This is a genomic window from Camelimonas sp. ID_303_24 (assembly GCF_053543495.1).
The window spans coordinates 527,248-553,394 of the sequence record NZ_JBLLJM010000002.1; the positions used below are offsets into that span (position 1 = coordinate 527,248).

23 protein-coding genes and 1 pseudogene are annotated in these 26,147 nt (G+C 66.5%); 10 read left to right on the plus strand and 14 right to left on the minus strand.

What is annotated here, in order from left to right; all coding sequences use genetic code 11:
* Nucleotides 1–40: 40 nt before the first annotated feature.
* Nucleotides 41–1,909 (plus strand): ABC-F family ATP-binding cassette domain-containing protein, encoded by a 1,869-nt coding sequence (locus tag ACERNI_RS02805; protein ID WP_448831805.1) that lies wholly within the window; start codon nt 41–43, stop codon nt 1,907–1,909.
* Between the two features lie 446 nt (nt 1,910–2,355).
* On the opposite strand, the gene ACERNI_RS02810 is transcribed toward ACERNI_RS02805, so the two are convergent.
* The 4 genes from ACERNI_RS02810 to ACERNI_RS02825 all read right to left on the minus strand — a co-directional run bounded on the left by ACERNI_RS02810 (nt 2,356) and on the right by ACERNI_RS02825 (nt 7,202).
* Nucleotides 2,356–2,790 (minus strand): hypothetical protein, encoded by a 435-nt coding sequence (locus ACERNI_RS02810; RefSeq protein ID WP_448831735.1) that lies wholly within the window; start codon nt 2,788–2,790, stop codon nt 2,356–2,358.
* A 296-nt stretch (nt 2,791–3,086) separates the two neighbouring features.
* A complete protein-coding gene (locus ACERNI_RS02815) occupies nt 3,087–4,757 on the minus strand; it encodes a S10 family peptidase (protein ID WP_448831736.1) in 1,671 nt (556 codons plus the stop codon).
* A gap of 235 nt (nt 4,758–4,992) precedes the next feature.
* Nucleotides 4,993–5,445: a DNA polymerase III subunit chi gene (locus tag ACERNI_RS02820; RefSeq protein WP_448831737.1), complete on the minus strand. Its 453-nt coding sequence runs from the start codon at nt 5,443–5,445 to the stop codon at nt 4,993–4,995.
* A gap of 143 nt (nt 5,446–5,588) precedes the next feature.
* Entirely contained in the window at nt 5,589–7,202 is a 1,614-nt protein-coding gene (locus ACERNI_RS02825) for a leucyl aminopeptidase (RefSeq protein WP_448831738.1), read from the minus strand.
* 638 nt (nt 7,203–7,840) lie between these two features.
* On the opposite strand from ACERNI_RS02825, the gene lptF reads away from it, so the two are divergent.
* From lptF to rsmA, 5 genes are all read left to right on the plus strand, one after another.
* Nucleotides 7,841–9,004, plus strand: coding sequence for an LPS export ABC transporter permease LptF (gene lptF, locus ACERNI_RS02830; protein ID WP_448831739.1), 1,164 nt, complete (start codon nt 7,841–7,843; stop codon nt 9,002–9,004).
* A 16-nt stretch (nt 9,005–9,020) separates the two neighbouring features.
* Nucleotides 9,021–10,109, plus strand: coding sequence for an LPS export ABC transporter permease LptG (gene lptG / locus ACERNI_RS02835; RefSeq protein ID WP_448831740.1), 1,089 nt, complete (start codon nt 9,021–9,023; stop codon nt 10,107–10,109).
* A 149-nt stretch (nt 10,110–10,258) separates the two neighbouring features.
* Nucleotides 10,259–12,781, plus strand: coding sequence for an LPS-assembly protein LptD (locus tag ACERNI_RS02840; RefSeq protein WP_448831741.1), 2,523 nt, complete (start codon nt 10,259–10,261; stop codon nt 12,779–12,781).
* On the plus strand, nt 12,778–13,809 hold the full coding sequence (gene pdxA, locus ACERNI_RS02845) for a 4-hydroxythreonine-4-phosphate dehydrogenase PdxA (RefSeq protein WP_448831742.1): 1,032 nt from the start codon (nt 12,778–12,780) through the stop codon (nt 13,807–13,809). Before ACERNI_RS02840 ends, pdxA begins: the two co-directional genes overlap by 4 nt.
* Nucleotides 13,806–14,666 (plus strand): 16S rRNA (adenine(1518)-N(6)/adenine(1519)-N(6))-dimethyltransferase RsmA, encoded by an 861-nt coding sequence (gene rsmA / locus ACERNI_RS02850; RefSeq protein WP_448831743.1) that lies wholly within the window; start codon nt 13,806–13,808, stop codon nt 14,664–14,666. The genes pdxA and rsmA overlap by 4 nt, the downstream gene beginning before the upstream one ends.
* 193 nt (nt 14,667–14,859) lie before the next feature.
* On the opposite strand, the gene gmk is transcribed toward rsmA, so the two are convergent.
* From gmk to fabD, 7 genes are all read right to left on the minus strand, one after another.
* Nucleotides 14,860–15,528, minus strand: a complete 669-nt coding sequence (gene gmk / locus ACERNI_RS02855) for a guanylate kinase (RefSeq protein ID WP_448831744.1) — start codon at nt 15,526–15,528, stop codon at nt 14,860–14,862.
* Between the two features lie 5 nt (nt 15,529–15,533).
* Nucleotides 15,534–16,415 (minus strand): YicC/YloC family endoribonuclease, encoded by an 882-nt coding sequence (locus tag ACERNI_RS02860; protein WP_448831745.1) that lies wholly within the window; start codon nt 16,413–16,415, stop codon nt 15,534–15,536.
* A 220-nt stretch (nt 16,416–16,635) separates the two neighbouring features.
* A complete protein-coding gene (gene mltG, locus ACERNI_RS02865) occupies nt 16,636–17,982 on the minus strand; it encodes an endolytic transglycosylase MltG (RefSeq protein ID WP_448831746.1) in 1,347 nt (448 codons plus the stop codon).
* 333 nt (nt 17,983–18,315) lie between these two features.
* Complete coding sequence (gene fabF / locus ACERNI_RS02870; protein WP_448831806.1) at nt 18,316–19,581, minus strand: beta-ketoacyl-ACP synthase II; 1,266 nt, start codon at nt 19,579–19,581, stop codon at nt 18,316–18,318.
* 277 nt (nt 19,582–19,858) lie between these two features.
* Nucleotides 19,859–20,095 carry an acyl carrier protein gene (locus ACERNI_RS02875; RefSeq protein ID WP_132003634.1) on the minus strand — a complete coding sequence of 79 codons (237 nt, stop codon included), beginning with the start codon at nt 20,093–20,095 and terminating at the stop codon, nt 19,859–19,861.
* A gap of 354 nt (nt 20,096–20,449) precedes the next feature.
* A complete protein-coding gene (gene fabG, locus ACERNI_RS02880; RefSeq protein WP_448831747.1) occupies nt 20,450–21,187 on the minus strand; it encodes a 3-oxoacyl-[acyl-carrier-protein] reductase in 738 nt (245 codons plus the stop codon).
* A gap of 119 nt (nt 21,188–21,306) precedes the next feature.
* The gene (gene fabD / locus ACERNI_RS02885) at nt 21,307–22,251 is read right to left on the minus strand and encodes an ACP S-malonyltransferase (RefSeq protein WP_448831748.1); all 945 of its coding nucleotides are present in this window, start codon (nt 22,249–22,251) and stop codon (nt 21,307–21,309) included.
* 269 nt (nt 22,252–22,520) lie between these two features.
* Between fabD and rpoZ the strand changes: the two genes are divergently transcribed.
* Complete coding sequence (gene rpoZ, locus ACERNI_RS02890; protein ID WP_448831749.1) at nt 22,521–22,919, plus strand: DNA-directed RNA polymerase subunit omega; 399 nt, start codon at nt 22,521–22,523, stop codon at nt 22,917–22,919.
* Between the two features lie 107 nt (nt 22,920–23,026).
* Here rpoZ and ACERNI_RS02895 read toward each other — a convergent pair whose 3' ends face one another.
* The 3 genes and pseudogenes from ACERNI_RS02895 to ACERNI_RS02905 all read right to left on the minus strand — a co-directional run bounded on the left by ACERNI_RS02895 (nt 23,027) and on the right by ACERNI_RS02905 (nt 24,319).
* Nucleotides 23,027–23,461 carry a DUF1576 domain-containing protein gene (locus tag ACERNI_RS02895; protein ID WP_448831750.1) on the minus strand — a complete coding sequence of 145 codons (435 nt, stop codon included), beginning with the start codon at nt 23,459–23,461 and terminating at the stop codon, nt 23,027–23,029.
* A 292-nt stretch (nt 23,462–23,753) separates the two neighbouring features.
* Nucleotides 23,754–24,032 (minus strand): annotated as a pseudogene (locus ACERNI_RS02900) (DUF1576 domain-containing protein); the annotation flags it as partial.
* 65 nt (nt 24,033–24,097) lie between these two features.
* On the minus strand, nt 24,098–24,319 hold the full coding sequence (locus ACERNI_RS02905) for a hypothetical protein (protein ID WP_448831751.1): 222 nt from the start codon (nt 24,317–24,319) through the stop codon (nt 24,098–24,100).
* A 261-nt stretch (nt 24,320–24,580) separates the two neighbouring features.
* On the opposite strand from ACERNI_RS02905, the gene ACERNI_RS02910 reads away from it, so the two are divergent.
* From ACERNI_RS02910 to ACERNI_RS02920, 3 genes are all read left to right on the plus strand, one after another.
* Complete coding sequence (locus tag ACERNI_RS02910) at nt 24,581–24,841, plus strand: glycine zipper domain-containing protein (protein ID WP_448831752.1); 261 nt, start codon at nt 24,581–24,583, stop codon at nt 24,839–24,841.
* A 417-nt stretch (nt 24,842–25,258) separates the two neighbouring features.
* A complete protein-coding gene (locus ACERNI_RS02915) occupies nt 25,259–25,867 on the plus strand; it encodes a Na+/H+ antiporter subunit E (protein WP_448831753.1) in 609 nt (202 codons plus the stop codon).
* Nucleotides 25,860–26,147, plus strand: coding sequence for a monovalent cation/H+ antiporter complex subunit F (locus ACERNI_RS02920; protein ID WP_448831754.1), 288 nt, complete (start codon nt 25,860–25,862; stop codon nt 26,145–26,147). The genes ACERNI_RS02915 and ACERNI_RS02920 overlap by 8 nt, the downstream gene beginning before the upstream one ends.

The window sequence follows — 26,147 nt, forward strand, 5'->3', positions numbered from 1 at the left end:
GTGGCTTGCGCGCAAGCGCGCCTGGGGCCAAAACCCGGCCATGCTTACCATCAGCGACCTGACCTACCGTCTCGGCCCCCGCATCCTGTTCGACAGCGCCAGCGCCGCCATTCCGGATGGCGCGCGGGTGGGCTTTGTTGGTCGCAACGGCGCCGGCAAATCCACCCTGTTCCGCCTGCTTACCGGCGAGATTTCCTCCGAAAGCGGCGCCTTCTCCCTGCCCCGTCACCGTCGCATTGGCGCGGTTGCCCAGGAGGCGCCCTCCGGCCCCGAACCGCTGGTCGAGGTGGTGCTGGCCGCCGATACGGAGCGCGCGGCGCTGCTGCTCGAGGCGGAGACGACGACCGACCCCATGCGCCGCGCCGAAATCGAGACGCGGCTGGTGGACATCGACGCCCATTCCGCCCCGGCGCGAGCGGCGGCGATCCTGCATGGTCTCGGCTTCGACGCGGAAGCGCAGTTGCGGCCCTGTTCGTCGTTCTCCGGCGGCTGGCGCATGCGCGTGGCGCTGGCGGCGGTGCTGTTCGCCGAGCCGGACCTGCTGCTGCTGGACGAGCCGACCAACTACCTCGATATCGAGGGCACGCTGTGGCTCTACGACTTTCTTGGCCGCTATCCGCACACGGCGCTGGTCATCAGCCACGATCGCGAACTGCTCGACGAGGCGGTTGACCACATCCTGCACCTCGACCGGGGCAAGCTGACCCTGTATCGCGGCGGATACACCTCATTCGACCGGCAACGCCGGGAAAAGATGGCGCAGAACAACGCCCTGCGCGTCAAACAGGAGAACGAGCGCAAGCACATGCAGGCGTTCGTCGACCGTTTCCGCGCCAAGGCGACCAAGGCGCGGCAGGCGCAATCGCGGCTGAAGCGGCTCGAGAAGATGGAGCCGATCGCCGCCATGACCGATGAGGCGGTGCTGCCGTTCAGCCTGCCTGGCCCGGAGCGGCCGCTGTCGCCGCCGATCATCGCCATGGAGGGCGTCACGGCCGGTTATGGCGAGCGCGTGGTGTTGAAGAACCTCAACCTGTCGATCGCGCCAGATGACCGCATCGCCCTGCTTGGCCAGAACGGCAATGGCAAATCCACCTTCGCCAAGCTGCTCGCTGGCTCGCTGGAGCCACTCTCCGGCGTCATGACGCGCTCGGGCAAGCTGGAAACCGCCTTCTTCGCCCAGCACCAGCTCGACGTGCTGCGCATCAACGACACGCCATTCCAGCACGTCGCGGTGCTGATGCCTGGGGCGCCGGAGGCGAAAATTCGCTCCCGGGCGGCGCAGATGGGCTTTCCGGGGCAGAAGGCCGATACGCCGGTGTCGTCGCTCTCCGGCGGCGAGCGCGCCCGTCTCACCATGGGCCTGGCCGCCTTCCACGGGCCGCACCTGCTGATCCTCGACGAGCCGACGAACCACCTCGACATCGACAGCCGCCAGGCGCTGATGGAGGCAATCAACGACTACCCCGGCGCGGTGGTGCTGGTCAGCCATGACCGCTTCCTGGTCGAGGCCTGCGTCGACCGGCTGTGGCTGGTGGCCAATGGCTCCGTGAAGCCATTCGACGGCGATCTGGATGAATACCGGGCGCTGGTGCTCGGCGGCCCGGACGCCGGCAAATCCCGCGCCGACAACCAGGGCAACGAGCAGGCGGAGCGTCGTCGCCAGGCCGCGGAGCGCCGCCAGGCCCAGGCCCCGCTACGCAAGCGGCTTGAGGCGCTTGAGGCGCGGATCGAGAAGCTGACGACCGCTGTCGCCAAGGTGGACGCGGCTCTGGCTGAAGGCGACGCGTTTGCAAAGAACCCCGCCAAGGCGGCGGAGCTGGCGAAGATGCGGGCCGACGCAGCGGAGGCAATCGCAACCGCCGAAGAAGAGTGGCTGGAGATCTCATCGCAGCTGGAAAGCGGCGCCTGAGGCCCGGGCGCATCGCAAGACGAAGGCGGCAAGCCAACCGCCGCCCTTCGGCCATCCCGGAAACAGGGCGCGGCGCCCTGTTGGCCGTGCAACGCCCCTGCGACCACCCTCACCGCGTCATGCCCGCACGTGTTGCGGGCGCCCACGCGCTGCAGCCGCCAACCGGGCGCGACCAACTATATCAGGGGTTTGCGTGGATGGCCGGGACAGGTCCGGCCATGACCCGGTGGGGGCGTCATGAGCGCGCGGAGACGCTGCGGGTGACTGTAGTCAGGAGAGGCTGTCAGTGATCATCGCTCGAGAGCGCGTTGTGGGTGACCGCAGCCGCAGGCGCCCCCAGCAGTCGTGAGGGCGTTGTCAGCGCGCTGGTGTGCTTTGGGGGATCGTGGTCGCGGGCTGCACAGCTGAAGCATTGCGGGGATGAAACCCGGCGCTCCCCTCGCCCGTCACTCGACGATGCGGACCAGTTTGTTGTCAGAGAACAGGTAGACCCTCTTTCCTGTGGGCTCCTGATACAGCACCTGGACCTCGCGCTGGCCCTTGCCGCTGCCGCCGATCAGCACGTCGACTGGCGCGCCTTTGGCGGCGACCAGGGCGCATTCGCCAATGCCCGGCTCGATGGCGGCTGGGGCTGGGCCCGTGAATGGCTGCGAGCAGGTTCCGTCGGCGCGCAGCACCGGACCGTAGTTGGGCGCCGGCGCCGGCGCGCTGTAGACAGAGGTTCCGGACGGGCCGGTCTGCTGGGCGTAAACGCCGCCCGAGCCGACTGACGCGGAGGCGCTGCGGTCATTGGCGACGCCGATGGCGCTGATGTTGTAGGAGCAGCCCGCCATCGCGATCGCCAGCGCCGGCGCGCCCACCGCCGCCGCACGGCGCAGCAAGCCGGGGCGGCGCAATTGGGCGCGGAGCCAGTCCGCGCGAACGCTTGAAGCCAGGGATTTTGCAGCAAGTGATTTTGCGGCCTTGGACGGGGCGCTTCTGGTCAAATCCGGCTGTGAGCGATCAGACTGCGCGTGATCCAACTGCACGTGATCCAACTGCACCTGGCGATCCTTCATGATGATTGCGAAACAGCGCAGCGCTCTACAGCCGCGCTTCCGGTTCTGCAGCAAAACCCGTTCATATGGAAGCGGAGCCTTGCCCTGTCGTTCTGGCCCGACGCGCCCTCGGCGCAGCGTCAGCGGCCGCGTTCCGGCGTCTCCGCTTCCTTGGCGGCGGGATACAGCTTGCGCGCATCTTCCACGAACGCCCGCCGCGAAGCTTCGCGCGTATAGAACATGTGTCCGCCAGGATAGACGCGCAATGGCGTGCGATCGGCTCCGCCAATGGCCGGCAGGGAGGCGAGATCGAGGCTCGACTGGAAGTATGGCGTCACCAGATCGCCATAGCCGTGAACGACGAGGACCTTCATCTCCGGATCAAGCGCCAGGGCGGCGCGCAGGTCGGACAACGCTTCGGGCGGACGCAGGCCGCGCCCCCAGTCCCAGCCACGGTTCACCTGTTCAGACAGCAGATGATAGCGCCCCTCGGGCCGCCAGCCGATGGTGCGGGTGATCTCATCGACCGCCGCGCTGGCCAGCGGCGCCTGGGCGCCGTCGAGAATTGGGTCGTCGTTGCGGGCCATCAGGGAGAGCGGCCAGGGGTCGGGCGCGCCGACATTGGCGTCATACTGGCTGACGATATCGTTCCGGGCATCCCCGCCGCCCGCGCGCCGGAACTCACGCGCAAAGGTGCGGCCGTCCACCCGCCCGCCAAGCCGGGCCACCAGCGCCGGATCGAGGCCGGTGAATTCCGCCACCTTCGCATTGATGCGCCCCTGGGCCGCCGCGTCGCGCGGGCCACGCAGCAGGTCAGCCACATAGGGACCGCGCGCATATTCCTCCACGGGTTTCAGGGCTTCTGGCGTCAGCTTGCCATCGCGCTCCAGCCGGGCCGCGGCCATCGACGGCAACAGCCCCGCCTGGCCGATCACCGGATCGGTCTGGGCGCCAAGGCGGGCGAAATCCAGCACCGGCGACAGCATCACCACGCCGTTGACGCCGATGCCCTCGCCCGTCTGCAGGGCGCTGGCCAGTTTGGGCGCGCGGAAGCCGCCATAGCTCTCGCCGACGAGATATTTGGGCGACGTCAGACGACCATTGTCGGTCAGGTAGCGGCTGACCACCCGGGCCAGCCCCTTGATGTCGCCATCGACCGACCAGAAATTCTTGCGCAACGCTTCCTTGTCGCTGGCGAGCCGGCTGAAGCCCGTACCCGGCGGATCGATGAACACCAGATCAGTGAACGGCAGCCAGGTTTCGGGATTGTCGCGCAGCAGCGGCGCATCGGAGGGCGCATCCCCCTGATTGCCGAAGCGGACAATGCGCGGGCCAAGGGCGCCAAAGTTCAGCCAGGCGGACGAAGCGCCGGGGCCGCCATTGAACACGAAGGTGATGGGCCGCGTGGAGACGTCGCGCTCCGTCCGGTCACTGAGGGATTTGGAATTGTCGCGCGGATTGGCCTTGTCGTCCGCATCGCGGCGCAGATAGGCCACGTAGGCAACTTCGGCCAGCAGGGCGCCGTCGGCGTCGCGCAGCGGGATGCTGCCGGCGGTCGTGACATAGCGCAGCGGTTTGCCGGCGATATTCATGTCGCGAACGATGCTGCGCGGCGCCGGCAGGCGCTCGCGCGCCGCGTCCCGGGGCGGCGACTGCGCGGCGGCGGGCGCAGAGGACGACGCTTCGTCCGCGGCGCGGGCGCCAGACAGCGTCGGGCCGGTCAGCATCGCGGCGGCCATCAGGGCGACCAGGGCGGTTTTCGCGATTTCCGTCCGCCGCGCATGACGGCATTGGCGTTCGACCGGCGACATGGCCATCCTTTCGGTTACAGACTGACTCGTCCCGAAACGGGCGCTTTTCGCCGGGGAGACCCGTGCGATTTCTGGCCGGAACCCCTGAGCTGATTCAGGGGCGGAAGTTTGACGCCAGGCTGAAAGCCGGCTCATATCAGAATGCGAAGACGCTGGCGCATCCGCATTCTGAATTGCTCAAGCGCCGCACGGGCTTCACCAGGGCCCGGCAGGTCCGGCTCACCGGGCCCTGGCATCAGGCCTTCTTTTCCCAGCGCCCCTGATCGTTCTGCTGCCAATAGGTGGCGTCGGCGCCGCCGGCTTTCACCTTGCGCCAGTCCTCGCGCGCCGCCGCCAGCGCCGTTTCGTCGGCGCCATCGAACATCAGCACGATGCGCTCCCAGCCGGAGAGATCCTCCGGCGCCCGGGCTCCATGGACCAGAAAGCGCACATTGGCGTTGTTGGGATTGCCCGGCTCGCAGACCAGCGCCACCGGCTGGCCGGCGATATCCGGCTCGCGGGCCGAGCCATGGGGCAGGAAGCTGTCGTCGGAGAACGTCCAGAGATGGTCGTCGAGCGCGGCCATGCGCTGTTCGTCCCCCGCCTCCACCACCACGCGCCAGCCCCGCTCAAGGCTGCGCAGCAGCAGCCCCGGCAGCACGGCCTCAACCGGCTGTTGCTGCAGATGGTAGAACAGGACTTCCGCCATGAGTGGTCAAATCCTTTGCGACGCGTTGCTGGCGGACGCCGGAGGCGCGGGCATTGTTGCGCGGCATCCACGTCTTATCTCAGGCGCCCACCTCCAGCGCCCTCCCGGGGGTGTCCCCCCCGAAAAGGCGCCGCGCGCTGGTTTCAGCCTTCGTAATTGTCCGCCACCAGGCGGTCGAGCAGGCGCACGCCCCAGCCTGGCCCCCACGACTGGTTGATGTCGCTGGCTGGCGGACCCATGCCGACGCCAGCGATGTCTAGATGCGCCCAGGGGGTGTCGCCGACGAAGCGCTTCAGGAACTGCGCCGCGGTGATGGAACCGCCGAAGCGACCGCCGGTGTTTTTCATGTCGGCGAATTTGGAATCGATCATCTTGTCGAAGGCGTCGCCCATCGGCATGCGCCAGACAGTTTCGCCCGTGGCCTCGCCCGCGGCGGAGAGCTGGCCGGCGAGCGGATCGTCATTGGCGAACAGGCCGGCGTGCTCGTGGGCCAGCGACACCAGGATGGCGCCGGTGAGCGTCGCAAGATCAATCATGAAGCGCGGCTTGAAGCGCTCCTTCGCGTACCAGAGGATATCCGCCAGCACCAGGCGCCCCTCGGCGTCGGTGTTGATGATCTCGATGGTCTGGCCGGACATGGAAGTGACAATGTCGCCGGGGCGCTGGGCGGCGCCGTCGGGCATGTTCTCGACAAGACCGATAACGCCAATGGCGTTCACCTTCGCATTGCGGGCGGCCAGCGCGTGCATCAGGCCGGTGACGCAGGCGGCGCCGCCCATGTCGCCCTTCATGTCCTCCATGCCGGCGGCGGGCTTGATGGAGATGCCGCCGGTATCAAAGCAGACGCCCTTGCCGATGAAGGCCACCGGCGCGTCGCCGGAGCGGCCGCCATTCCAGCGCATCACCACGACGCGCGGCGCGAAGGCCGAGCCCTGGGCGACGCCGAGCAGCGCCCGCATGCCAAGCTTGGCCAGTTGCTTCTGGTCCAGCACCTCAACCTCGACGCCAAGCTTCGACAGGCCGGCGGCGCGGTCAGCAAAAGCTTCCGGATAGAGCACGTTCGGCGGCTCATTCACCAGATCGCGCGCCAGGATGACGCCGCCGGCGATCGCCTCACGGGCGCGCCACGCCTTGCGGGCGGCGGACGGATCGGCAAGGTAAATGGCGAAATCGCCGCCCTCGACGCCGCTGTCCTCGTCCTTCTTCTTCGTCTTGTACTGGTCGAAACGATAGGCGCGCAGCTGCAGGCCCAGACCGAAATCGGCGGCGGCGCCAGCGCCAGCCGGCGCGGGGCCGGACACGGCGTCGCCGGTCTCGGCGCTCTTCCTGGCGGCCTTTTTCGCCGCTTTCTTCGCATCCTTGCCGGAAGGCTTCGCCGGATCGTCCTTCGGCCCGCCTGCCCCGGTTACGGGGAAGTCGAACACCACATGGGCGGCGCGGCCGGCGCCGACCTTGCCCATCACCACGCCGCCAAGATGGGTGAAGTCGATTCGGGCGCGCGCCTCAGCGTCGCCAACGCCAACAACCACCAGGCGATCGGCGGCGATGCCGGCCGGCGCGGTGACAACCATGGCGCTGCGCGCCTTGCCCCTGAAGCGGTCGACAGCGGCGGCGCGCGTCACCAGCGCCTGGGCGGCGGCGCCGAGCAGATCCTGGGCCAGCGGCGTCAGCTTCAGATCATCGCCGACGAAAACGACCACATCGCCGCCGACAATCGGCTCGACGCTCCGGAAATCAACCTTGATACGATCGCTCATGAAACCCTCGATCCGGCCCGGAATCCATTGAAGGGCCCGGCCTTCCTGCTGAATTGCATAACCTGGCGCAAAAACGGTCGCCTCGCCCGTTCCAGCGCCCACCCCCCACATACATATAACGGGATGCCTGGCGCTGATAAGGCGCCAGCGCGCGCATATAACGGGACGCCTGGCGCTGATAAGGCGCCAGTGCGCGCATATAACGGGACGCCCGGCGCTGATAAGGCGCCAGCGCGCGCATACAATGCGACGCCCGGCGCTGGTAAGACCGCCAGCGCGCGCATATTTACGGGACGTCCAGCGCTGACAGGACGGCCCGCGCGGCGCCTTGAAAAGGCCTTCTGCGCTTGTGCAACATCCGCCGCAAGCCGGCTGGCCGACCTTGAGGCAGGCATCGCCCCCCTTAACGCGACGCCCGCCCCAGGTTACAGGCTACTGGAAGCGTTGGAAGCAGGGAGATCCTGGCTCTTCAGCCATGGCCGCGCCGCAGCGAACCCGTTCAGGCGGCAATGTTTCCTTCAGGCGTCGCGGCTATCATGGCGCCTGCGAACGCCGTCGGGCAAAACTGGCGCAACCCGTCCGTCAAACCTGAATGGACCCTTGCGCCAGCAGGGGGCAAAAGGTCCAGAGCACGCTGCATGACACTGATCGAACGCTATATTTTCCGGAACGTCGCGACCGGCTTCATCAGTTGCCTGCTGGCGCTGACCCTTGTGATCTGGATCACCGAGGCGCTGAAGCAGATGGACCTGCTGACCGGCAAGGGCCAGACCATCTGGGTGTTCTTCACCGTCACCGCCCTGTCGTTGCCGGCGCTGATCACCGTGATCGCGCCCGTGGCGCTGTTCATTGGCGCCGTTTACGCCCTGAACAAACTGAACGGCGACTCGGAGCTGATCGTGATGAGCGCCGCCGGCGTGTCACCCGGCCGCCTGTTGCGCCCCTTCGGCTACGCCTCCCTTGCCGTGGCGCTGCTGACGGGCTGGATGACCATCTGGCTGATGCCAAACAGCTTTCAGGGTCTGCGCGACCTCGTGACCAATATCCGCGCCGATTTCGTCGCCAATATCGTCAAGCCCGGCCAGTTCACGGCGCTCGATAGCGGCGTCACCTTCCACTATCGCGAGCGCCAGGGCGCCACCCTGCTCGGCATTTTCTTCCAGGACCGGCGCGAGCAGGGCAAGACCTCAATCTACCTCGCCCAGCGCGGCCAGACGGTGGAACTGGACGGCCAGAGCTACCTGGTGCTGGAGAAAGGCTCGATCCAGCGTCAGGACGGCGGCAATGGCGACAATTCGATCGTCAATTTCGACCGCTACGCCATTGATCTGTCCGCGTTTGGCGGCGAAGGCGGCGAGGTGGTCTACAAGCCGCGCGAGCGCTCGACGTCGGACCTGCTCAACCCCAATGTGAACGACGGCTACTACAAGATGCAGGCAGGCCGCTTCCGCGCCGAATTGCACGACCGTTTCGCCGCGCCGCTCTATCCCATCGCCTTCATCCTGATTGCCTTCGCCGCTCTCGGCCAGGCCCGCACCACGCGCCAGGGGCGTGGTTTCGCCATGATCATGGCGCTGACCGGCGTCGTGGCGGTGCGCGTGCTGGGCTTTCTCGCCTCCTCGGCGGCGGTGCGATCGCCGGCCGGCGTCATCGGCATCTACGCCGCGCCGCTGCTGGGCAGCTTCTTCGCCCTGCTGCTTGTCTTCTTTCCGGATCGGGTCAGCGCGCTGACCGACCGCCTCGACGCCGCACGGGCGCGCCTGATGGCGCGCCTGCCCGCCCTGCCGCTGCGGCGCGCCTGATGAGCACTCCACGCGCATGATTATCGGACCCACGCTCGGCCGCTATTTCGCGCGCCATTTCATTCGCGCCGTGCTGATCGTTTTCGGCACGGTGTTCGCCCTGATCTACACGCTCGACCTGGTGGAGCTGATGCGGCGCGCCGGCGACGCCGAGGGCGCCTCCACGTCGATGATGGCGACGCTGGCGCTGTTCCGCACCCCCGCCGTGGCGGAGCAGGTGCTGCCTTTCGCCATCCTGTTCGGGGCTATGGCGACCCTGCTCAACCTCAGCCGCAAGCTGGAGCTGGTGATTGCCCGCGCCGCTGGCGTTTCCGCCTGGGAATTCCTGCAACCGACCGTGCTGGTGGCGTTGCTGACTGGCGTCGTCGCCATCACCATTTACAACCCCTTCGCCGCCCATCTCAAACAGCATGCCTCCCAGGTTGAGGCCCGCATTTTCGCCAAGAGCCAGAAATTCCAGCCAGGCAAGGAACAATGGCTGCGCGAGCGGCGGCCGGAGGGCGAGGTCATCATCCGCGCCGATCAGGTGATCGAGAACTCCACGACCCTCAACCGGGTGACGTTTTTCAACTTCAATCCGGACGGCAGCTTCCACGACCGGATCGAGGCGAAGACCGCAACCCTGGAACATGGTTACTGGAATATTGCCGACGGGCGCGTGATCTCCGCCGGCGCGCCGCCACAGCCATTCCAGACAAAGCAGATCGCCAGCGGGCTCGACGCGGCGCAGGTGCGCCGGGCCTTCACGCCGCCAGAAAGCGTGCCTTTATGGCAACTTCCACAGGTTATCGAGCGCACGGAAAAAGCTGGTCTGGATGCAACGGGTTACCGGCTCCAGTTCGATGTCCTGATCGCCAGGCCGATGCTGTTCGTCGCCATGGTGCTCGTCGCGGCGTCATTTTCCTTAAGGTTTTTCCGATTTGGTGGCGTGGCCAAAATGGTTCTCAGTGGTGTCGTCGCCGGCTTCGTGCTTTATGTGGCGACTGAGCTCATGCAGGACCTGGGGAGCTCCGGCATGTTGGGGACCGCGGTGGCCGCCTGGTTCCCTGCGGTAACCGGCGCGCTACTCGGCGTGCTCGCCCTCCTCTATCAGGAGGACGGCTGAACCCGGGCCCCCGGGCGTTGCGCGAGCGCGCAACGGCCCTGGCGCGACAGCGCCAACGCTTAACCGGCCGCCGCCGCGAGGCGACGTCCCAGCACACGGCGTCCAGGGCGGACTTTGACGTCCGCCCACGGACGGGATGGAACGGCAGTATGAAGTCACGGATTGGCATGGTTGCGTTGAGGGCGATCGCAGCGGTTCTGCTGGCGAGCGCGGCCCCGTGCGTCCTGTCGGCCCAGACCCTGAACGACGCGCTGCAAGCGAAGTCACAGAAGCAATCGGGCGAGAAGGACAAGCTGCTCGTGGAAGCGGGCGAGCTGGTCTACAACAATGACAAGAACACGGTTTCAGCCGTTGGCGACGTCCACCTGTACTACCAGGGCCGCACCCTGCAGGCGGATTCCGTCACCTATGACCGCAACTCCCGCCGCGTGTTCGCCACCGGCAACGCCCGCATCACCGAAGCGGACGGCACGGTCATCACCGGCGACAAGTTCGAACTCACCGACAATTTCAAGGACGGCTTCATCGATTCCCTGCGCGTGAAGCGCACGGGCGTGTTCGCTGGCAAAACCGTCACCACCCGCTTCACCGCGCCGCGCGCCGAGCGCACCGCCGGCGAGACCATGGTGTTCGAGAAGGGCACCTACACCGCCTGCGAACCCTGCGCCGACAAGCCGGAGCGGCCGCCGCTGTGGCAGGTGCGCGCCGCAAAGATCATCCACAAAAACGAAGAGCGGATGATCTATTACGAGGACGCCACGATCGAGTTCGCCGGCATCCCGCTGGCGTATATTCCTTACATGTCGGCGCCCGATCCGACGGTGAAGCGCAAGACCGGCTTCCTGTCGCCGCGCTTTATCGCGACATCGGCCACCGGCTACGGCGTGGCGCTGCCGTATTTCATCAATATCGCCCCCAACATGGACCTGACCCTGACGCCGACGTACATGACGCGGCAGGGCTTCCTGGGCATGGCCGAATGGCGTCACCGTCTCGAAACCGGCAGCTACAATGTTCGCGCGGCGGGCATCTTCCAGCAGGACAAGGACGCCTTCCTCGCCTCTCCCATAGGTCCGCGCGACAAGGATTTCCGTGGCTCCATCGAGAGCGCCGGCCGCTTCTACATCAACGACAAATGGCAATATGGCTGGGACGTCGCCCTGCTGAGCGACAAGTGGTTCCTCGACAACTACAAGATCAAGTCGGAGAGCCTGTCGACCACCTATTTCCGCGAGTCGACCTCCACGGTGTTCCTGACCGGCAAGGGCGACCAGGGCTTCTTTGACCTGCGCGCTTACTACTTCAAGGCCCTGTCGAGCCTTGACTGGCAGAAGCAGCAGCCGGTCGTCCATCCGGTGCTCGACTACAACAAGGCCTTCAACGCGCCGGAATGGCTTGGCGGCCAGATCACCATCGACGCCAACGTCACCAGCCTCAGCCGCGACCAGGCGTTCTTCCAGCAAACGCCTGACATGCTGAATAACTGGCTGGGATATTATTCGAACTGCGCCGTCTACGAGAAGGGCCGCTGCATCATGCGCGGCATGGCGGGAACCTACTCGCGCGCCAGCGCGGAGGTGTCGTGGAAGCGCAAGTTCATTGACCCGTTCGGCCAGGTCTGGATGCCGTTTGCCTCCATGCGGGTTGACGGAACCTGGACGCGCGTCAACCTCAACGGGCCGCTTAACAGCAATATTCCCAGCTTCATGGACCCGGATCCGGACGTGCTCGGCCGCGTCATGCCGGCGGTTGGCCTGGAGTATCGCTACCCCTTCGTGGCGACGAGCTCCGGCGGCCTTACCCACACCATCGAGCCGATCGCCCAGATCGTGGCGCGTCCCAATGAGACCCGCATTGGCAAGCTGCCGAATGAGGACGCCCAGAGCCTGGTGTTCGACGACACCACCCTGTTCGAGTGGAACAAGTTCTCCGGCTATGACCGCGTCGAGGGCGGCGTGCGCCTGAATTACGGCCTGAAATACGCCGTGACCACCGAGGGCGGCGCATACGCCGACATGCTGTTCGGCCAGTCGGTGCAACTCGCCGGCAAGAACTCCTTCTCGGAAGGTTATCGCGACCCGAGCAATACCGGCCTCGACTCCGGCCTCGATCGCCAGGCGTCGGATTATGTGGGCCGCGTCCACGTCCAGCCCAACAGCCGTTATTCGTTCACCGCGCGCGGCCGCTTCGACCAGGAAACCTTCGCGCTGAAGCGCATGGAGCTGACAAGCAGCCTGAACTTCGGCTCCATGCAGGCCAGCCTGACCTATGGCCAGTACGCCGCGCAGCCAGCCCTGGGCTATGCGGTGCGCCGCCAGGGCCTGGCCCCGTCGCTGGCTTACCAGCTCACCCCCAACTGGCGCGTCAACGGCAGCGTTCTGTTCGATCTGAGCGCCCAGAAGAACGCCAGCCAGTATTTCATGTCCAATCCGCTGGCCACCAGCTACGTGAAGGCGCCGTATGGCTCGGTCGCCTCCACCTCGTTTGGCGTTCAGTATCAGGACGAATGCACCACATTTGCCGTGGTCTACACCAACACCTACAACGACCCGACCACCGGCGTGCGCACCAACAACCAGAGCATCATGCTCAAGCTGGAGCTGACGACGCTCGGCGCGGTGCAACTCAGCCAGTCCGTGGGCAGCTCGACGCGCGACGGCGTCTCGCAATGACGCAGGGCGGCGCGCTGGCGCTCACCATGGGCGATCCCGCCGGGATCGGCCCGGAGATCGCCGTGGCCGCCTGGCTGCAACGCCAGCAACTGCCGCCATTTTTCGTGGTGGGCGATGTCGGCGCGATGACGCGGGCGGCGCACGCCCAGGGGGTTGAGGTCGCGGTTCTGCCTGCCCCTCCTGGAGCCAGCGCGCTTCCGGCCAGCGCTCTTCCCGCCGGGCGGTTGCCGCTGCTCCCAGTCAACGCCGCGCCTGCCCCCGCCCTTGCGGGCCAGCCCGATCCCGCCAATGCGGCGGCGACCATCGCCGCGATCACCGACGCCGTCGCCCTGGCGCGCAGCGGCGTCGCGGCGGGCGTGGTCACCAACCCCATTGCCAAATCGGTGCTGTATGCGGCCGGCTTCCGCCATCCAGGCCACACAGAATTTCTCGCCGAACTGTGCGCTGATGCCGCCGGCCAGACGCCAACGCCGGTGATGATGCTGTGGTGCGCGGAACTGGCCGTGGTTCCGGTGACCATTCACATGCCTCTGGCGGAGGTTCCGCGCCGGCTTACCACGGCGCTGATCGTCGAAACCGGACGCATCGTGGCCCGCGACCTGGCGCAGCGCTTTGGCGCGCCCAATCCAAGGCTGGCGGTGGCGGGCCTTAACCCCCATGCCGGAGAGAATGGCGCGCTGGGGAAAGAAGATGCGGCCATCGTCGCCCCGGCCATCGCGGCGCTGCGGGCGGAGGGTATCGACGCGTTTGGTCCGCTGCCGGCCGACACCATGTTCCATGCGCGGGCCCGCGCCGGCTACGACGTCGCCTTGTGCATGTACCACGATCAGGCGTTGATCCCGATCAAGACCATCGCCTTTGACGAAGGCGTGAACGTCACGCTCGGCCTGCCGCTTGTCCGCACCTCGCCCGACCATGGCGTGGCGTTTGATATCGCCGGCAAGGGCCTGGCCCGACCGGACAGCCTGATGGCGGCGCTGCGCCTCGCCGGGCGGCTGGCGGACGCACGGGGAGCCCCGCCCACATGATTGATGACCTTCCCCCCCTGCGCGAGATTGTGGCCACCCACGGGCTGGAGCCGCGCAAATCGCTGGGCCAGAACTTTCTCTTTGACCTGAACCTGACCGCGAAAATCGCCCGCGCGTCCGGCCCGCTCGACGGCGTTACGGTGATCGAGGTGGGGCCAGGCCCGGGCGGCCTGACCCGCGCCCTGCTCGCCGGCGGAGCGCGCGAGGTTATCGCCATTGAGCGGGACCAGCGTTGCCTGCCGGCGCTAGAGCAGATCGCCGCGCGCTATCCAGGGCGGCTGCGGGTGATCAACGACGACGCGCTCAAGGTGGATTTCGCCGCGCTCACCGGCCCCGATGCAGGTCCGCTACGCATCATCGCCAACCTGCCCTACAATGTCGGCACGGCGCTGCTGATCGGCTGGATCACCACGGAGGCGTGGCCGCCGGCATGGGAATCGCTGACGCTGATGTTCCAGCGCGAGGTGGCGGAGCGGATCGTCGCCGGCCCGTCGGCGCCGAATGATTATGGCCGGCTGGGCGTATTGTGCGGCTGGCGCACCGAGGCGCAAATCCTGTTCGATGTGCCGCCGGCCGCCTTTACGCCGCCGCCGAAGGTCATGTCGTCCGTGGTTCGCATCACGCCGCGCGCCGCGCCGGAGCCATGCCGGCTGGCGGCGCTGGAGGCGGTGACCCAGGCAGCGTTCGGCCAGCGCCGCAAGATGCTGCGGCAGAGCCTGAAGGGCGTCGTCAGCGAGCCGCTGGCCCTGCTCGCCCGCGCTGGCATCGAGCAGACCGACCGCCCCGAGACTGTCCCCGTTTCCGGCTTCGTGCGCCTCGCCAATGAGCGCGACGCCATGCTGGCGGAGAACGGCTGAGGTCTCTATTGCGCGAACTGCTATCGGCCAGGGGATCTGCCCAAAGAACCAGGCAAGGGATCTGCCCAGGCGACGCCCTGCCCGCCGGCGCCAGGCTCGCCAGCCGAGCCGTCCGCCACCCGGGGCCAGAGCCAGGGTCCACGTATCGGGCATCACCCAAAATCCGCTGGGTCGGGCGCGCCGGGTTCGGGCATCAGTCGTGTTGGGGCAGCGGGCCGTCCATCAGGCTGGCGACCAGCGGGACCAGCGCCGTCTGGCGGCGACGCTTCAGGCGCTCGGCGGAAATGATGGCGATCAGCGCGTTGTAGCTCAGATCAAGGTCCTCATTGACCACCACGTAGTCGTAGGCCTCCCAATGGGCGATCTCGTCACGGGCCGCGGCCAGGCGGGCGTCGATGACCTCCTTCGCGTCCTCGGCGCGGCGCACCAGGCGGTTGCGCAACTCGGCCATGGAGGGCGGCAGGATGAAGACGGTCACCACGTCATCAGGCATCTTCTCCACCACCTGATCGGCGCCCTGCCAGTCAATGTCGAAGACCATGTCGTGGCCGGCGACGAGGCTCTTCTCCACGGCGCCGCGGGGCGTGCCGTAAAAATTGCCATGCACCTCGGCCCACTCCAGATAGTCGCCGCGATCGCGACCTACCTCGAATTCCTCACGGGTGATGAAGTGATAGTCCTGGCCGGCGATCTCCGACGGCCGCCGCGCCCGCGTCGTGACCGACACCGACATCTGCATCTGCAAGTCGTGGCGTTGCAGCAGCCGGCGCGTCAGGGTCGACTTGCCGGCGCCCGACGGCGAGGACAGGATCAGGACGAAGCCGCGCCGGGTAACTGGCGCGTCGGGAATGTTGACTTGCATGAGCGTTACTCGACGTTCTGGACCTGTTCGCGGAACTGCTCGACCACGGTTTTGAGGTCGAGGCCTATCGCAGACAGGCTGGCGTCATTGGCTTTGGCGCACAGGGTATTGGCTTCGCGGGCCAGTTCCTGGGCGAGAAAATCCAGCCGCCGACCGACGGCGCCGCCCTCGTCCAGCAGCGCCCGCGCCGCCGTCACATGGGCGTGCAGCCGGTCGATTTCCTCACGGATGTCCGCACGGCTGGCCAGCAGCACCGCTTCCTGATGCAGGCGCTGGGGATCCAGCGCCACCGACCCGCCGGTGAGCAGGGCGATCTGGTCGTGGATGCGGCGACGGATGGCCTCCGGTTGCCGGGCCGGGGCCGCTTCTGCGGCTGCGGTCAACGCGGCGATACGGTCGACATGGCCGCGCAGCACGGTTTCAAGCGCCGCGCCCTCGGCGACGCGGGCGGCGACCATCGCCGCCACCGCCGCTTCCGCCGTGGCGGCGATCGCGGCGAGCGCATCCTCTCCTGGAGCGCTGTCGACGTCGACGCTTTCAACCACGCCGCGCACGCCCAGCACCGCATCAAGGGTCAGCGGCGACATGTCGGCGGGCCGCTCCAGTTCGCGAAAGGCGTCGATAACCATGCGGGCCACGTCGAGATTGACGCGGACGCCCGCCGCGGCGGCGGCGCTGACGACCGTGAGCGAGACATGGCAGGCGCCGCGGCGCACGGCGCGCGCCAGCGCCTGACGCGCCGCCTCTCCACTGCGATCATAGCCCGGCGGCGTGCGCATGCGGATATCGAGGCTGCGTCCGTTGACGCTTCTGATCTCCCAGGCCCAGGAAAGCGCCCCATGCGCGCCGTCGGCCCTGGCAAAACCCGTCATGCTGGCAATGGCCATACCGCCTGCGCTCCTGTTGTCGTCTGCCGGATAACGGACGGCGCTCCTCCAGGCTGAAGCGAACGCTGTCCCATCTGTCCGGTTAGCAAAACGGCGCCGCGCCATCCATGGGACGGCGCGGCCACGTTCTGCGAAATGATACTGGCCCGCCCCCGACCCGGAGGCTGTCATGCGAAACGCACGCTCCCGCACGCGGGAAACGCGCATCCGGAAATCCGTATCAGCGCACCTTCGGCACGACCTGCGGCGAGTTCAGATCGTAGGTCTTGTTCCGCAACGGGTCCTTGTCAGTCCCCTCGGAAGCATCGAAGGCCCGCGGACGGCCGGACGGCGATGGCTGGTCCGCCTGCCCCTGCTGCGGCGCGACGGCGCCAGCACTGCCATCCGCCGGTTTGCCGGCGGCGTTGTCAGGGACACTGTTACCCTGAGCGCTGTTACCCTGGGCGCGGCGGTCGCTCTCCATCTGGCGCAGACGGCTGACGCCGCGATTGTGCTGGTCCAGGGTCTCGGCGAAGGTATGCCCGCCCGAGCCATCGGCGACAAAATACAGGTCGCGGGTGCGCGAGGGATTGGCCACCGCCTCCAGCGCGGCGCGCCCCGGGTTGGCGATGGGGCCAGGCGGCAGGCCATTGATCGTGTATGTGTTATAGGGCGTCGGCGTGGTGATGTCCGCCCGCGACAGCGGCCGGCCCAGCGCGCCCTTGCCGCCGGCGATGCCATAGACAATCGTCGGATCGGACTGCAGGCGCATGCCCTTCTGCAGGCGGTTGATGAACACGCCGGCCACCCGGGTGCGCTCGTCGGCGCGGCCGGTTTCCTTCTCGACGATCGAGGCCAGGGTCACCATCTCCTCGGGCGTCTTCAGCGGCAGGTCCGGGGCGCGACGGGCCCAGACCTCGGCCAGCACCCGGCGGCCGTCCTGACGCATGCGATCGAGGATCTGCTGGCGCGAGGCGCCGCGGGAAATCCGGTAGGTTTCCGGCAACAGGGCCCCTTCCGGCGGAGTCTCGGCGATATCGCCGGTCAACAGGTCGACCTCGCGCAGGCGGGCGACAATCTGTTCGCTAGTCAGGCCTTCAGGCACGGTGAAATTGTGCAGCACCGTCTTGCCGCTGACGAGGGTATCCATCACCTCGCGCAGGCTCGCGCCCTTGCGGAACAGATATTCGCCGGCCTTCACATCGTCGTTGACGCCAGAAATGTAAACGCCGGCGAGGAAGAGGGTCGGCTGGGAAATCACGCCTTCGCGCTGCAGCGCATCGGCCACGGCCCGGGCGCCGCCCTTAACCATCACCACCTTGTCGGCAGGCAGCGGCCCGGCAGCGTTGAACTCGCTCTTGAGCACATAGACGCCGCCGCCAATGGCGATGGCCCCAACCACGATCGCGGTGAGGAAATTGCTCACGCCGTTGACGAAACCACCACGCTCACGACGCCGGCGGGGCGGCGGAGGCGGCACGGCCTCCGGCTTGATGGCTTCCGTCGGACTTTTCAGCGAACGAACCCGCGCGCCTTTCTCCGGAGCGGGGTTTGCCTTGCCAATGGACGTCCTGTTGTTGTCGCTCATCCCTGGTCCGTTCAAAACCGCTCCGCCTCACATGCCTCATCCGCGATGCCCGAAACCACCGTTCCGGGGACGAACCCGCAGCGCGGGTCCTGCAGACATGTATCGGGAGCGTCAGATGGCGCCAGCGGCGCGTCAGGCAGACGAATCGGCCGCCTGACGTCCAGCCCGCGGAAGTGTACCATTCCGCCAGCGGCTGCGCGCCCAACCCTTCGTAGTGACCGCCAGAGGGCCCCGGGAGCCCGGGACCCGCGCGTTTCTGGCTGTCGCGAAACTGGCGCGGAGCATGAACGCCGATTGCGACGAAAACGCGCCGGCCAGGCGGAGCAGGCCCGATCAGGCGGCGAAGCCGCGGAAGATCACCGAGGCGTTGGTGCCGCCAAAGCCGAAGGAGTTCGACAGGGCCACATTCACGTCGCGCTGGCGCGCCACATGCGGCGTCAGGTCAATCGCCGTTTCCACCGACGGATTGTCGAGATTGAGCGTCGGCGGCACGATCTGGTCGCGGATGGACAGAATGGCGAAAATCGACTCAACCGCGCCAGCAGCGCCCAGCAGGTGACCAATCGACGACTTGGTCGACGACATGGAGATCTTGCTGGCGGAATCGCCCAGCAGCCGCTCGACAGCGCGCAGTTCGATCTCGTCGCCCAGCGGCGTCGAGGTGCCATGGGCGTTGACGTAGTCGATATCGGACACCTGGATGCCGGCGCGCTTCAGCGCCGCCTGCATGCAGCGATAGGCGCCGTCGCCGTCTTCCGCCGGCGAGGTGATGTGATGGGCGTCGCCGGAGAGGCCGTAACCGATGATTTCGCCGTAGATCCTGGCGCCGCGCGCTTTCGCGTGTTCAAGCTCTTCCAGGATGACGATGCCTGCGCCCTCGCCCATGACGAAACCGTCGCGGTCCTTGTCATAGGGACGCGAGGCGCGGGTCGGATCATCGTTGAAATTTGTGGACAGCGCCCGGCAGGAGGCGAAGCCAGCGATCGACAGCCGGTTGAGCGGCGATTCCGTGCCGCCGGCGACCATCACGTCGGCGTCGCCCAGCGCCACGAGGCGGGCGGCGTCGCCAATGGCGTGCGCGCCGGTTGAGCAGGCCGTGACCACGGAATGGTTCGGCCCCTTCAACCCATGGCGAATGGAAACATAGCCAGAGGCCAGATTGATAAGGCGCCCGGGAATGAAGAAGGGCGACAGGCGACGCGGCCCCTTTTCATTGAGAATGGTCGCGGCCTCATAGATGCCGCCGACGCCGCCGATTCCCGAACCGATCAGCACGCCGGTGGCGTTCTGCTCATCGGAGGTTTTCGGCTCCCAACCTGCGTCCTCGAGCGCCTGCTGGGCCGCCGCCATGGCGTAAACGATGAAAGGATCAACCTTGCGCTGGTCCTTCGGGTCCATCCACTGGTCGGCGTTGAAGGTTCCGCCGGAACCATCGCCCAGCGGAATCTGGCAGGCGATGCGACAGGCAATGTCGGAAACGTCAAACGTCGTGATGGCGCTGGCGCCGCTTTTGCCGGCGAGCACATTGCTCCAGGTTGCCTCAACATTGCCCCCAAGTGGGGTCACCATGCCAAGACCTGTGACAACAACCCGTCTCATTGTCATGCCGTTTTGTCCCGGAGCCAGCCGCAGGCGGGCGCGATGACAAAAATCACCGCCGCGCGCGTGCAAGGGGCGCTTTCTAAATGCATCAATACTTTGGGCGCGCCCTGCCTTTTACCCGGCAATCCGTGCAAAAATGCAAAACGTGTCCAACGCGGTCAGTTATGTTTCGAGGGCCAGAAGGCCCCCGAAATGCGCGACCACCCTCGCAGACCCGCGCACTGGCGCGTCAGCTCGGGAACAGCCGCATGTGATATCAGGAACAGACGCGGGCTCAGGCCGCGTTCTTCTCCAGGAACTTGATCGCGTCGCCGACCGTCACGATGGTCTCGGCGGCGTCGTCCGGAATCTCGACGTTGAACTCTTCCTCGAACGCCATCACCAGTTCGACCGTGTCGAGACTGTCGGCGCCGAGATCGTCAATGAAGTTGGCGTTGTCCACGACCTTGTCGGCTTCCACGCCGAGATGTTCGACAACGATCTTCTTAACGCGTTCAGCGATGTCACTCATCGTTCGGTCCTCGTTTCATTTTGCAGATGGCGTATGGCCGCCCGATCTTCGAGTTGCCTGGTTCGGTAGCCATGTCCAGTTCGCGCCGTTAATCGTCGGATCAATCCTGCCCGTCAAGGCGCCTTGTCCATTGCTAGTGCAAGCCTGCTTTTGCCTGTCGCGTCAAGTACCCACGCGGCAGGCCGGCCCTGTTAACACACCGGAAACCGCCTGACGAGGGGCGCTCCGGCGCTTTCCAGAGGCGTTGAAGCCCCAGTCCCTGACCCGCCGGCCGCCGGATCCGGGCGCGCCTGCGGCGCTCCGAATCATGGCCCCGTCGCAGGACCACCGCCGTCTGGCCAGCATCGCTGGCCGTCAGATCATCGCCATGCCGCCGTTAACGTGCAGGGTCTGGCCGGTGACATAGGCGGCCTCGGTCGAGGCCAGATAGGCCACCGCCGCCGCCACATCCCCGCCCTCGCCCAGACGTCCGGCGGGCACATTGGTCAGAATGGCTTCGCGCTGTTTGTCATTGAGCGCGTCGGTCATTGGCGAGGTAATGAAGCCGGGCGCCACGCAGTTCACCGTGATGTTGCGGCTCGCAACCTCCGCCGCGAGCGCCTTGGTCATGCCCACCAGGCCCGCCTTGGAGGCGGCGTAATTGCCCTGGCCGGGATTGCCCGTGGTCCCCACAACCGAGCCGATGTTGATGATGCGGCCAAAACGGCGGCGCATCATCCCCTTTGTCGCGGCGCGCATCAGGCGGAAGGAAGCCGTGAGATTGACGGCGATCACCGCATCCCACTCCTCGTCCTTCATGCGCATGAACAGGTTATCGCGGGTCACGCCAGCGTTGTTGACCAGGATGTCGAGGCCGCCGAGCTCCGCCTCCGCCGCCGGGATCAGCGCTTCAACCGATTCGACGCTCGACAGGTCCGCGGGCACGACATGGGCGCGCGCGCCCAGTTCCGCGGCCAGCGCCTCCAGCGCCTCCCGGCGGGTGCCGGAAAGCGCCACATCCGCGCCCTGGGCGTGCAGCGCGCGGGCGATCGCCCCGCCGATACCGCCGCTCGCGCCCGTCACAAGCGCCTTGCGGCCAGTCAGATCAAACATGCCAAACCCCATATCAACGGAGGAACAGGCTTGATTCATTACATTCACAAATCAAGCCATAACACTGAAATAACGCCATAAATAAGATCAGACGCCGCATGCGGCGCCATCGCGCTGGCTTAATTCCTGCCGGCCACGAACGCCTTGACGTCATCAGCCGAGCCAATCGCAACGCCCTTGCCGTTGCTGGCGATGCGCTTCACGAGCCCGGTCAGCACCTTGCCGGCGCCTACCTCATAAAACGATTCAACGCCCTGGCCGGCCATCCACGCCACGCATTCGCGCCAGCGCACGGTGCCAGTGACCTGCTTCACCAGATTGGCGCGGATGGCGTCCGGATCGGTTTCGGCCTCGGCGGTGACATTGGCGACAAGCGGCGCCAGCGGCGCGGAAATCGTCACCTGCGCCAGCGCCTCCGCCATCGCTTCCGCGGCGGGCTGCATCAGGGCGCAGTGGAAGGGCGCGGACACCGGCAGCAGCAGGGCGCGCTTGGCCCCGCGCTCCTGGGCGATCGGCAGGGCGCGCTCGACAGCGGCGCGCGAACCGGAGATCACAACCTGTCCGCCGCCATTGTCGTTAGCGGCCGAGCAGACCTCGCCCTGCGCCGCCTCGCGCGCCACGGCGTCCGCCGCATCGAACTCCAGGCCGATCAGGGCCGCCATGGCCCCCTGGCCCACGGGCACGGCCTTCTGCATCGCGTCGCCGCGAATGCGCAGCAGGCGGGCGGTGTCGGCCAGGCTCAGGCTGCGGGCGGCGGCCAGCGCCGAATATTCGCCGAGGGAGTGGCCGGCGACGAAAGCCGCCTCCTTCGCCAGATCGAGCCCGGCTTCCGCTTCCAGAGCGCGAATCGCCGCCATGCTCACCGCCATCAGCGCTGGCTGGGCATTGGCGGTCAGCGTCAGCTCATCGGCGGGCCCTTCCCACATCAGTTGCGACAGACGCTGCCCCAGGGCGTCATCGACCTCGGCGAACACATCCCGCGACACCGCGAAATTGTCCGCCAGGGATTTGCCCATGCCGACAGCCTGGCTGCCCTGTCCGGGAAAGGTGAAAGCTGGCTTCATCGTGTTTCCATCCATGCTGCGATGACTGTTGTGCATCATGACCAGGGCGCGCCGGCGGGAAAAGCACGCGCCAGCAGGAAAAACCATGGAACGCCGGCAGGATGGCCGGGATTTCCACGCCATGGTTCGCTCCGGCGGGCAGTGGCGCCGGGCCGGCGGCCTGTCAAGTCGCCAGACGACGCGCGGGGCGGAAAAGCTTGCGCCAGCGGGCGCCAGCGTGTATCTGAACCTGATTCCGCACCATTCAGATCCTTTGAAGGGAGCCCTTAATGGCTCGCGTCACCGTCGAAGACTGCATCGACAAGGTTGATAACCGTTTCGAACTGGTCCTGCTGGCCGGCTATCGCGCCCGCATGATCTCGTCCGGCGCGCCGCTGACCGTGGATCGCGATCGCGATAAAAACCCGGTCGTCGCCCTGCGTGAGATCGCCGACGAGTCGATTTCCGTGGACGACCTCAAGGAAGACCTCATCCACTCCATGCAGAAGCATGTGGAAGTGGACGAGCCGGAAGAGGACGCCGTGCCGAGCCGCGCCTCAATCGGCTCCTCAGTCAGCGCCCGCAACGACGACGACCTCCAGGAATTCGATCGCATGAGCGAGGAAGACCTGCTGCGCGGCCTCGACGGCCTGGTCCCGCCGGCGCAGACCGACGACGACGAAGGCTGAACCTGGCGTCAGCCAGCAGCGGTTCGCAAGAAAAAGCCTGGCCAACGCCGGGCTTTTTTGTTGTCCGGCGCCGAGGCGCCCCCTGATCCGCAGCCACGGTATGGCCTTCAACGCCTTTCTGGCGGCGCGACGCCAAACCGGGCCTGTATGGCGACGATCACCGGCTCAAGCACCGAGGCGACAATGCCGGCGGCGAAACCGTTGTTGTAGAGGTTGAGGCCGCCGTGGACGACGCCGACGCTCAGGGCGGCGGAGGAGCGAAGGAAACCGGCCACAATCCCCCAATGCCAGCCAAAGCGGCCTGCGATCGGGGCCAGCGCGGCGCCAAACAGCGCCGCGAGCACGATGGATGGATCAGCGGCGTTCCATGGCTTGGCCAGCGAGCCAATGAACACGCCGGCCATGACCGAAACGAAATTGCGCGGATGCTTGCCAAAGGCCGCGAAGCCAACGATCGACAGGATGGCGCCGATCACTGGCCCGTTCAGGTCGCTGCCGACAAGCAGCACATAGGCCATTCCGATAAAGCCGCTCACGCCCATGTGGACGAATGTCGGCCCGGCCCCGACCAGTGCGATGAAGTCGCTTGGGGGTGCGCCCGTCCAGGGCGTAAAGGTCCTTCATCCTGCTCAGGGCGCGCCGGTCGACAGACAGGCCAAGGCCAAGGCCAATCAGGCTGATGAACAGCACGGAGAGAAAGCCGCCGGGCAGGACGTTGTTGCGGCTGGTCCAGATAAACACCGGCTTGGGAATGAAGCCGCAGGACTGGTAGGGCGCCACCACGACCGCGCCGAGGATGCCGGCGGTGAAGCCCATGTTGTAAAGCATGAAACCGTCATGGGCCCGGAAGAGCCGGGCGGCCACGGGCGGCGGGACGAACCCCATCAGCACGCCGGCGCCAAGCGCCAGCGGAATGGATTGATGCAGCGGCATCAATGAGCTGAAGAGAATCTCGGAAAACACGGGCGCCAGAGCGCAACCGAAGAACGCCGTGTTGATATGTTGCGAAAATGGCTCCCGCCTGAAGCGACAGTACAGCCAGACGCCGCCGACCGTCGGCCAGATGTTCAGCAAATTCCTGCCGAACAGGGCAAACCCCAGAATCAGCATCATGCATGCGATGGCCCCGCCGCCAATGACGACGTCCAACGCCCGTTAGCCTCCCGCCACCGCCAGGGTCAGAAGCCCGGCGTTGACGAAAGCCGCCCCAATGCCGCCGCCCCCATGTAATCGGTGATCAGCGTATCCCGAACGAAGAAGACTTTGGCGAGCCCCTGAAAAACCTCCACGGGCCCGGAAACGGCGAGGCCAAAAACGATGCAGATCCCCGCCAGCCCACAGATCGCCAGCAACAGCAGGCCATCCGGCGCCCCTTTTTCCTCGACCACAGCCTCCGCCATCCCTGTGTCCCCCTGCCGCCTCATGTCCGGCGCTGAACGGCTGCCCACGATCCTGGACTTCGCGCTGCCGCCTCGCCAGCCCGCGCCGCCAGCGAGGGCAACGCCTGCTTGTGCCTCACCCTGCCCGCCGCGCGCCTCACACAAATTGGGGATCACGCCTGCAAATGATGTTCCGCCTGTTCTTCAATACGACGGATACCCCGTATGATCTCTTGCGGAGAACAGTTGGCTGTTCCACCAGTATGAGCAAAGGGGATTGTCATGAAGAGCCTTGTCGTTATCGGATTGCTGGCAGTGGGTCTGGCGGCGTGCAATCCCAATGACCGGACGGACCGCACCATTGGCGGCGCGGCCATCGGCGCCGGCGCTGGCGCCCTTGTAGGCGGCCTTGCGACGGGCCGTGCGGGCGGCGCGCTCGCGGGCGCGGCCATCGGCGGCGTTGGCGGCGCCATCGTCGGCAACGCCACGACGCCGACCTGCAGGAGCTATGTCTATCGCGGCCGCACCTACCAGGAGTGCTGAGGCCAGCAACTGGCCTTGCGTCACGCCGTGCATCGACGGTCTCCGGCGGAAAACCCGCCGGAGACCGATGCGGCCATGACCGCGCCCGGCGCGGCTTCGCGCCATCAGCGCGGACTTCCAGAAGCGTCTGCCAGAAAACGTCTCTGGAAACGTCTCAGGAAACGCCTGCGACAGCGCCTGTGGAAGCCTGTTAGGGAACTGACCTGATCGCTTCCAGCAAGAGCGCCAGGTTGGGAGCATCTGGCCAGAAATACTGGCCAAAGGCGCTGGGCCAAAGACACCCGGTCATGGCAAAATCGGCCCGCCCGAACCGGATTCTTGTCCGATCGCATCGCGGCAATGCGTTTCCATAGGCGGCGCAGTTTCCGCTTCGCTGGAAAAGAATCCAGGGAGCGGGTTTCTGGGAGGGGCGATTTCTTGACCGGATACGACGTTCCTGAGAGCGCATCTGACCCGCGCCGACAGGCGGATTTGCCCCAGCATGCGGATCTGCGCGATGCCCCCGCCATATCCCCCGCCAGAAGCAGGCCGTCGCGTCTGCACGGCATGTTCACCCTGTGGCTGGTTCTGTTCGCCGTCTGGGCGATCGCCAATGCCAGCCTGGCCCCTGACATTGCCCTTACGGGCGCGGCGATCACCGGCGCGCTGGCCTGGGCGTTCACGGCCAGCAACGACGCGTGGAGCCGGATCCACTGGACGCCGCGCGGCCTGTACCATTTCCTTGCGTATCTTGGCGTTTTCCTGGTGGAGCTGGTGAAGGCCAACCTGCAGATGCTGCGTTACGTCTATGCGCCGCGCATCGACATTCATCCGGGCGTGGTGCAGGTGCGCACGCGCCTGACCTCACCCATCGGCCGGCTGGCGCTTGCCAACACCATCGCCCTGACGCCCGGCTCCCTGGTGCTGGCGCTGGAGGATGATCTGCTGTTCGTCCACTGGCTCGACGTGAAAACCACGGATCCCGACGCGGCGACCGAAGCGATAGCGGCGCCGTTCGAGCGGCATCTGGAGAAAGTCTTTGGCTGATTCCTCCTGGGCCGCCGCGCTGGCGAACGTCATCACCCAGATCGCCGCGGCGCTGATCTTCATGGCCATGCTGCTCAGCGGCATCCGGCTGGCCATCGGGCGGACCCTGGTCGACCGCATCGTCGCCATCGACATGCTGACCGTGATCTCGCTGTCCCTGATCGCCCTCTACGCGCACGTATCCGGCCGCTTCGTCTATATCGATGTCGCGCTGGTTTACGGTCTGCTCAGCTTCCTCGCCGTGCTGGCCATCGCCCGCTTCCTGGAAAGGGGGCTCTGA

What these genes read in the sequence shown, in the direction of transcription:
- ACERNI_RS02805 (WP_448831805.1), top strand. Translation starts at nt 41, where the DNA reads ATGCTTACCATCAGCGACCTGACCTACCGTCTCGGCCCCCGCATCCTG.
- ACERNI_RS02815 (WP_448831736.1), bottom strand. Translation starts at nt 4,757, where the DNA reads ATGTCGCCGGTCGAACGCCAATGCCGTCATGCGCGGCGGACGGAAATC.
- ACERNI_RS02820 (WP_448831737.1), bottom strand. Translation starts at nt 5,445, where the DNA reads ATGGCGGAAGTCCTGTTCTACCATCTGCAGCAACAGCCGGTTGAGGCC.
- ACERNI_RS02825 (WP_448831738.1), bottom strand. Translation starts at nt 7,202, where the DNA reads ATGAGCGATCGTATCAAGGTTGATTTCCGGAGCGTCGAGCCGATTGTC.
- lptF (WP_448831739.1), top strand. Translation starts at nt 7,841, where the DNA reads ATGACACTGATCGAACGCTATATTTTCCGGAACGTCGCGACCGGCTTC.
- lptG (WP_448831740.1), top strand. Translation starts at nt 9,021, where the DNA reads ATGATTATCGGACCCACGCTCGGCCGCTATTTCGCGCGCCATTTCATT.
- ACERNI_RS02840 (WP_448831741.1), top strand. Translation starts at nt 10,259, where the DNA reads ATGAAGTCACGGATTGGCATGGTTGCGTTGAGGGCGATCGCAGCGGTT.
- pdxA (WP_448831742.1), top strand. Translation starts at nt 12,778, where the DNA reads ATGACGCAGGGCGGCGCGCTGGCGCTCACCATGGGCGATCCCGCCGGG.
- rsmA (WP_448831743.1), top strand. Translation starts at nt 13,806, where the DNA reads ATGATTGATGACCTTCCCCCCCTGCGCGAGATTGTGGCCACCCACGGG.
- gmk (WP_448831744.1), bottom strand. Translation starts at nt 15,528, where the DNA reads ATGCAAGTCAACATTCCCGACGCGCCAGTTACCCGGCGCGGCTTCGTC.
- ACERNI_RS02860 (WP_448831745.1), bottom strand. Translation starts at nt 16,415, where the DNA reads ATGGCCATTGCCAGCATGACGGGTTTTGCCAGGGCCGACGGCGCGCAT.
- mltG (WP_448831746.1), bottom strand. Translation starts at nt 17,982, where the DNA reads ATGAGCGACAACAACAGGACGTCCATTGGCAAGGCAAACCCCGCTCCG.
- fabF (WP_448831806.1), bottom strand. Translation starts at nt 19,581, where the DNA reads ATGAGACGGGTTGTTGTCACAGGTCTTGGCATGGTGACCCCACTTGGG.
- ACERNI_RS02875 (WP_132003634.1), bottom strand. Translation starts at nt 20,095, where the DNA reads ATGAGTGACATCGCTGAACGCGTTAAGAAGATCGTTGTCGAACATCTC.
- fabG (WP_448831747.1), bottom strand. Translation starts at nt 21,187, where the DNA reads ATGTTTGATCTGACTGGCCGCAAGGCGCTTGTGACGGGCGCGAGCGGC.
- fabD (WP_448831748.1), bottom strand. Translation starts at nt 22,251, where the DNA reads ATGAAGCCAGCTTTCACCTTTCCCGGACAGGGCAGCCAGGCTGTCGGC.
- rpoZ (WP_448831749.1), top strand. Translation starts at nt 22,521, where the DNA reads ATGGCTCGCGTCACCGTCGAAGACTGCATCGACAAGGTTGATAACCGT.
- ACERNI_RS02895 (WP_448831750.1), bottom strand. Translation starts at nt 23,461, where the DNA reads ATGGGCGTGAGCGGCTTTATCGGAATGGCCTATGTGCTGCTTGTCGGC.
- ACERNI_RS02905 (WP_448831751.1), bottom strand. Translation starts at nt 24,319, where the DNA reads ATGGCGGAGGCTGTGGTCGAGGAAAAAGGGGCGCCGGATGGCCTGCTG.
- ACERNI_RS02910 (WP_448831752.1), top strand. Translation starts at nt 24,581, where the DNA reads ATGAAGAGCCTTGTCGTTATCGGATTGCTGGCAGTGGGTCTGGCGGCG.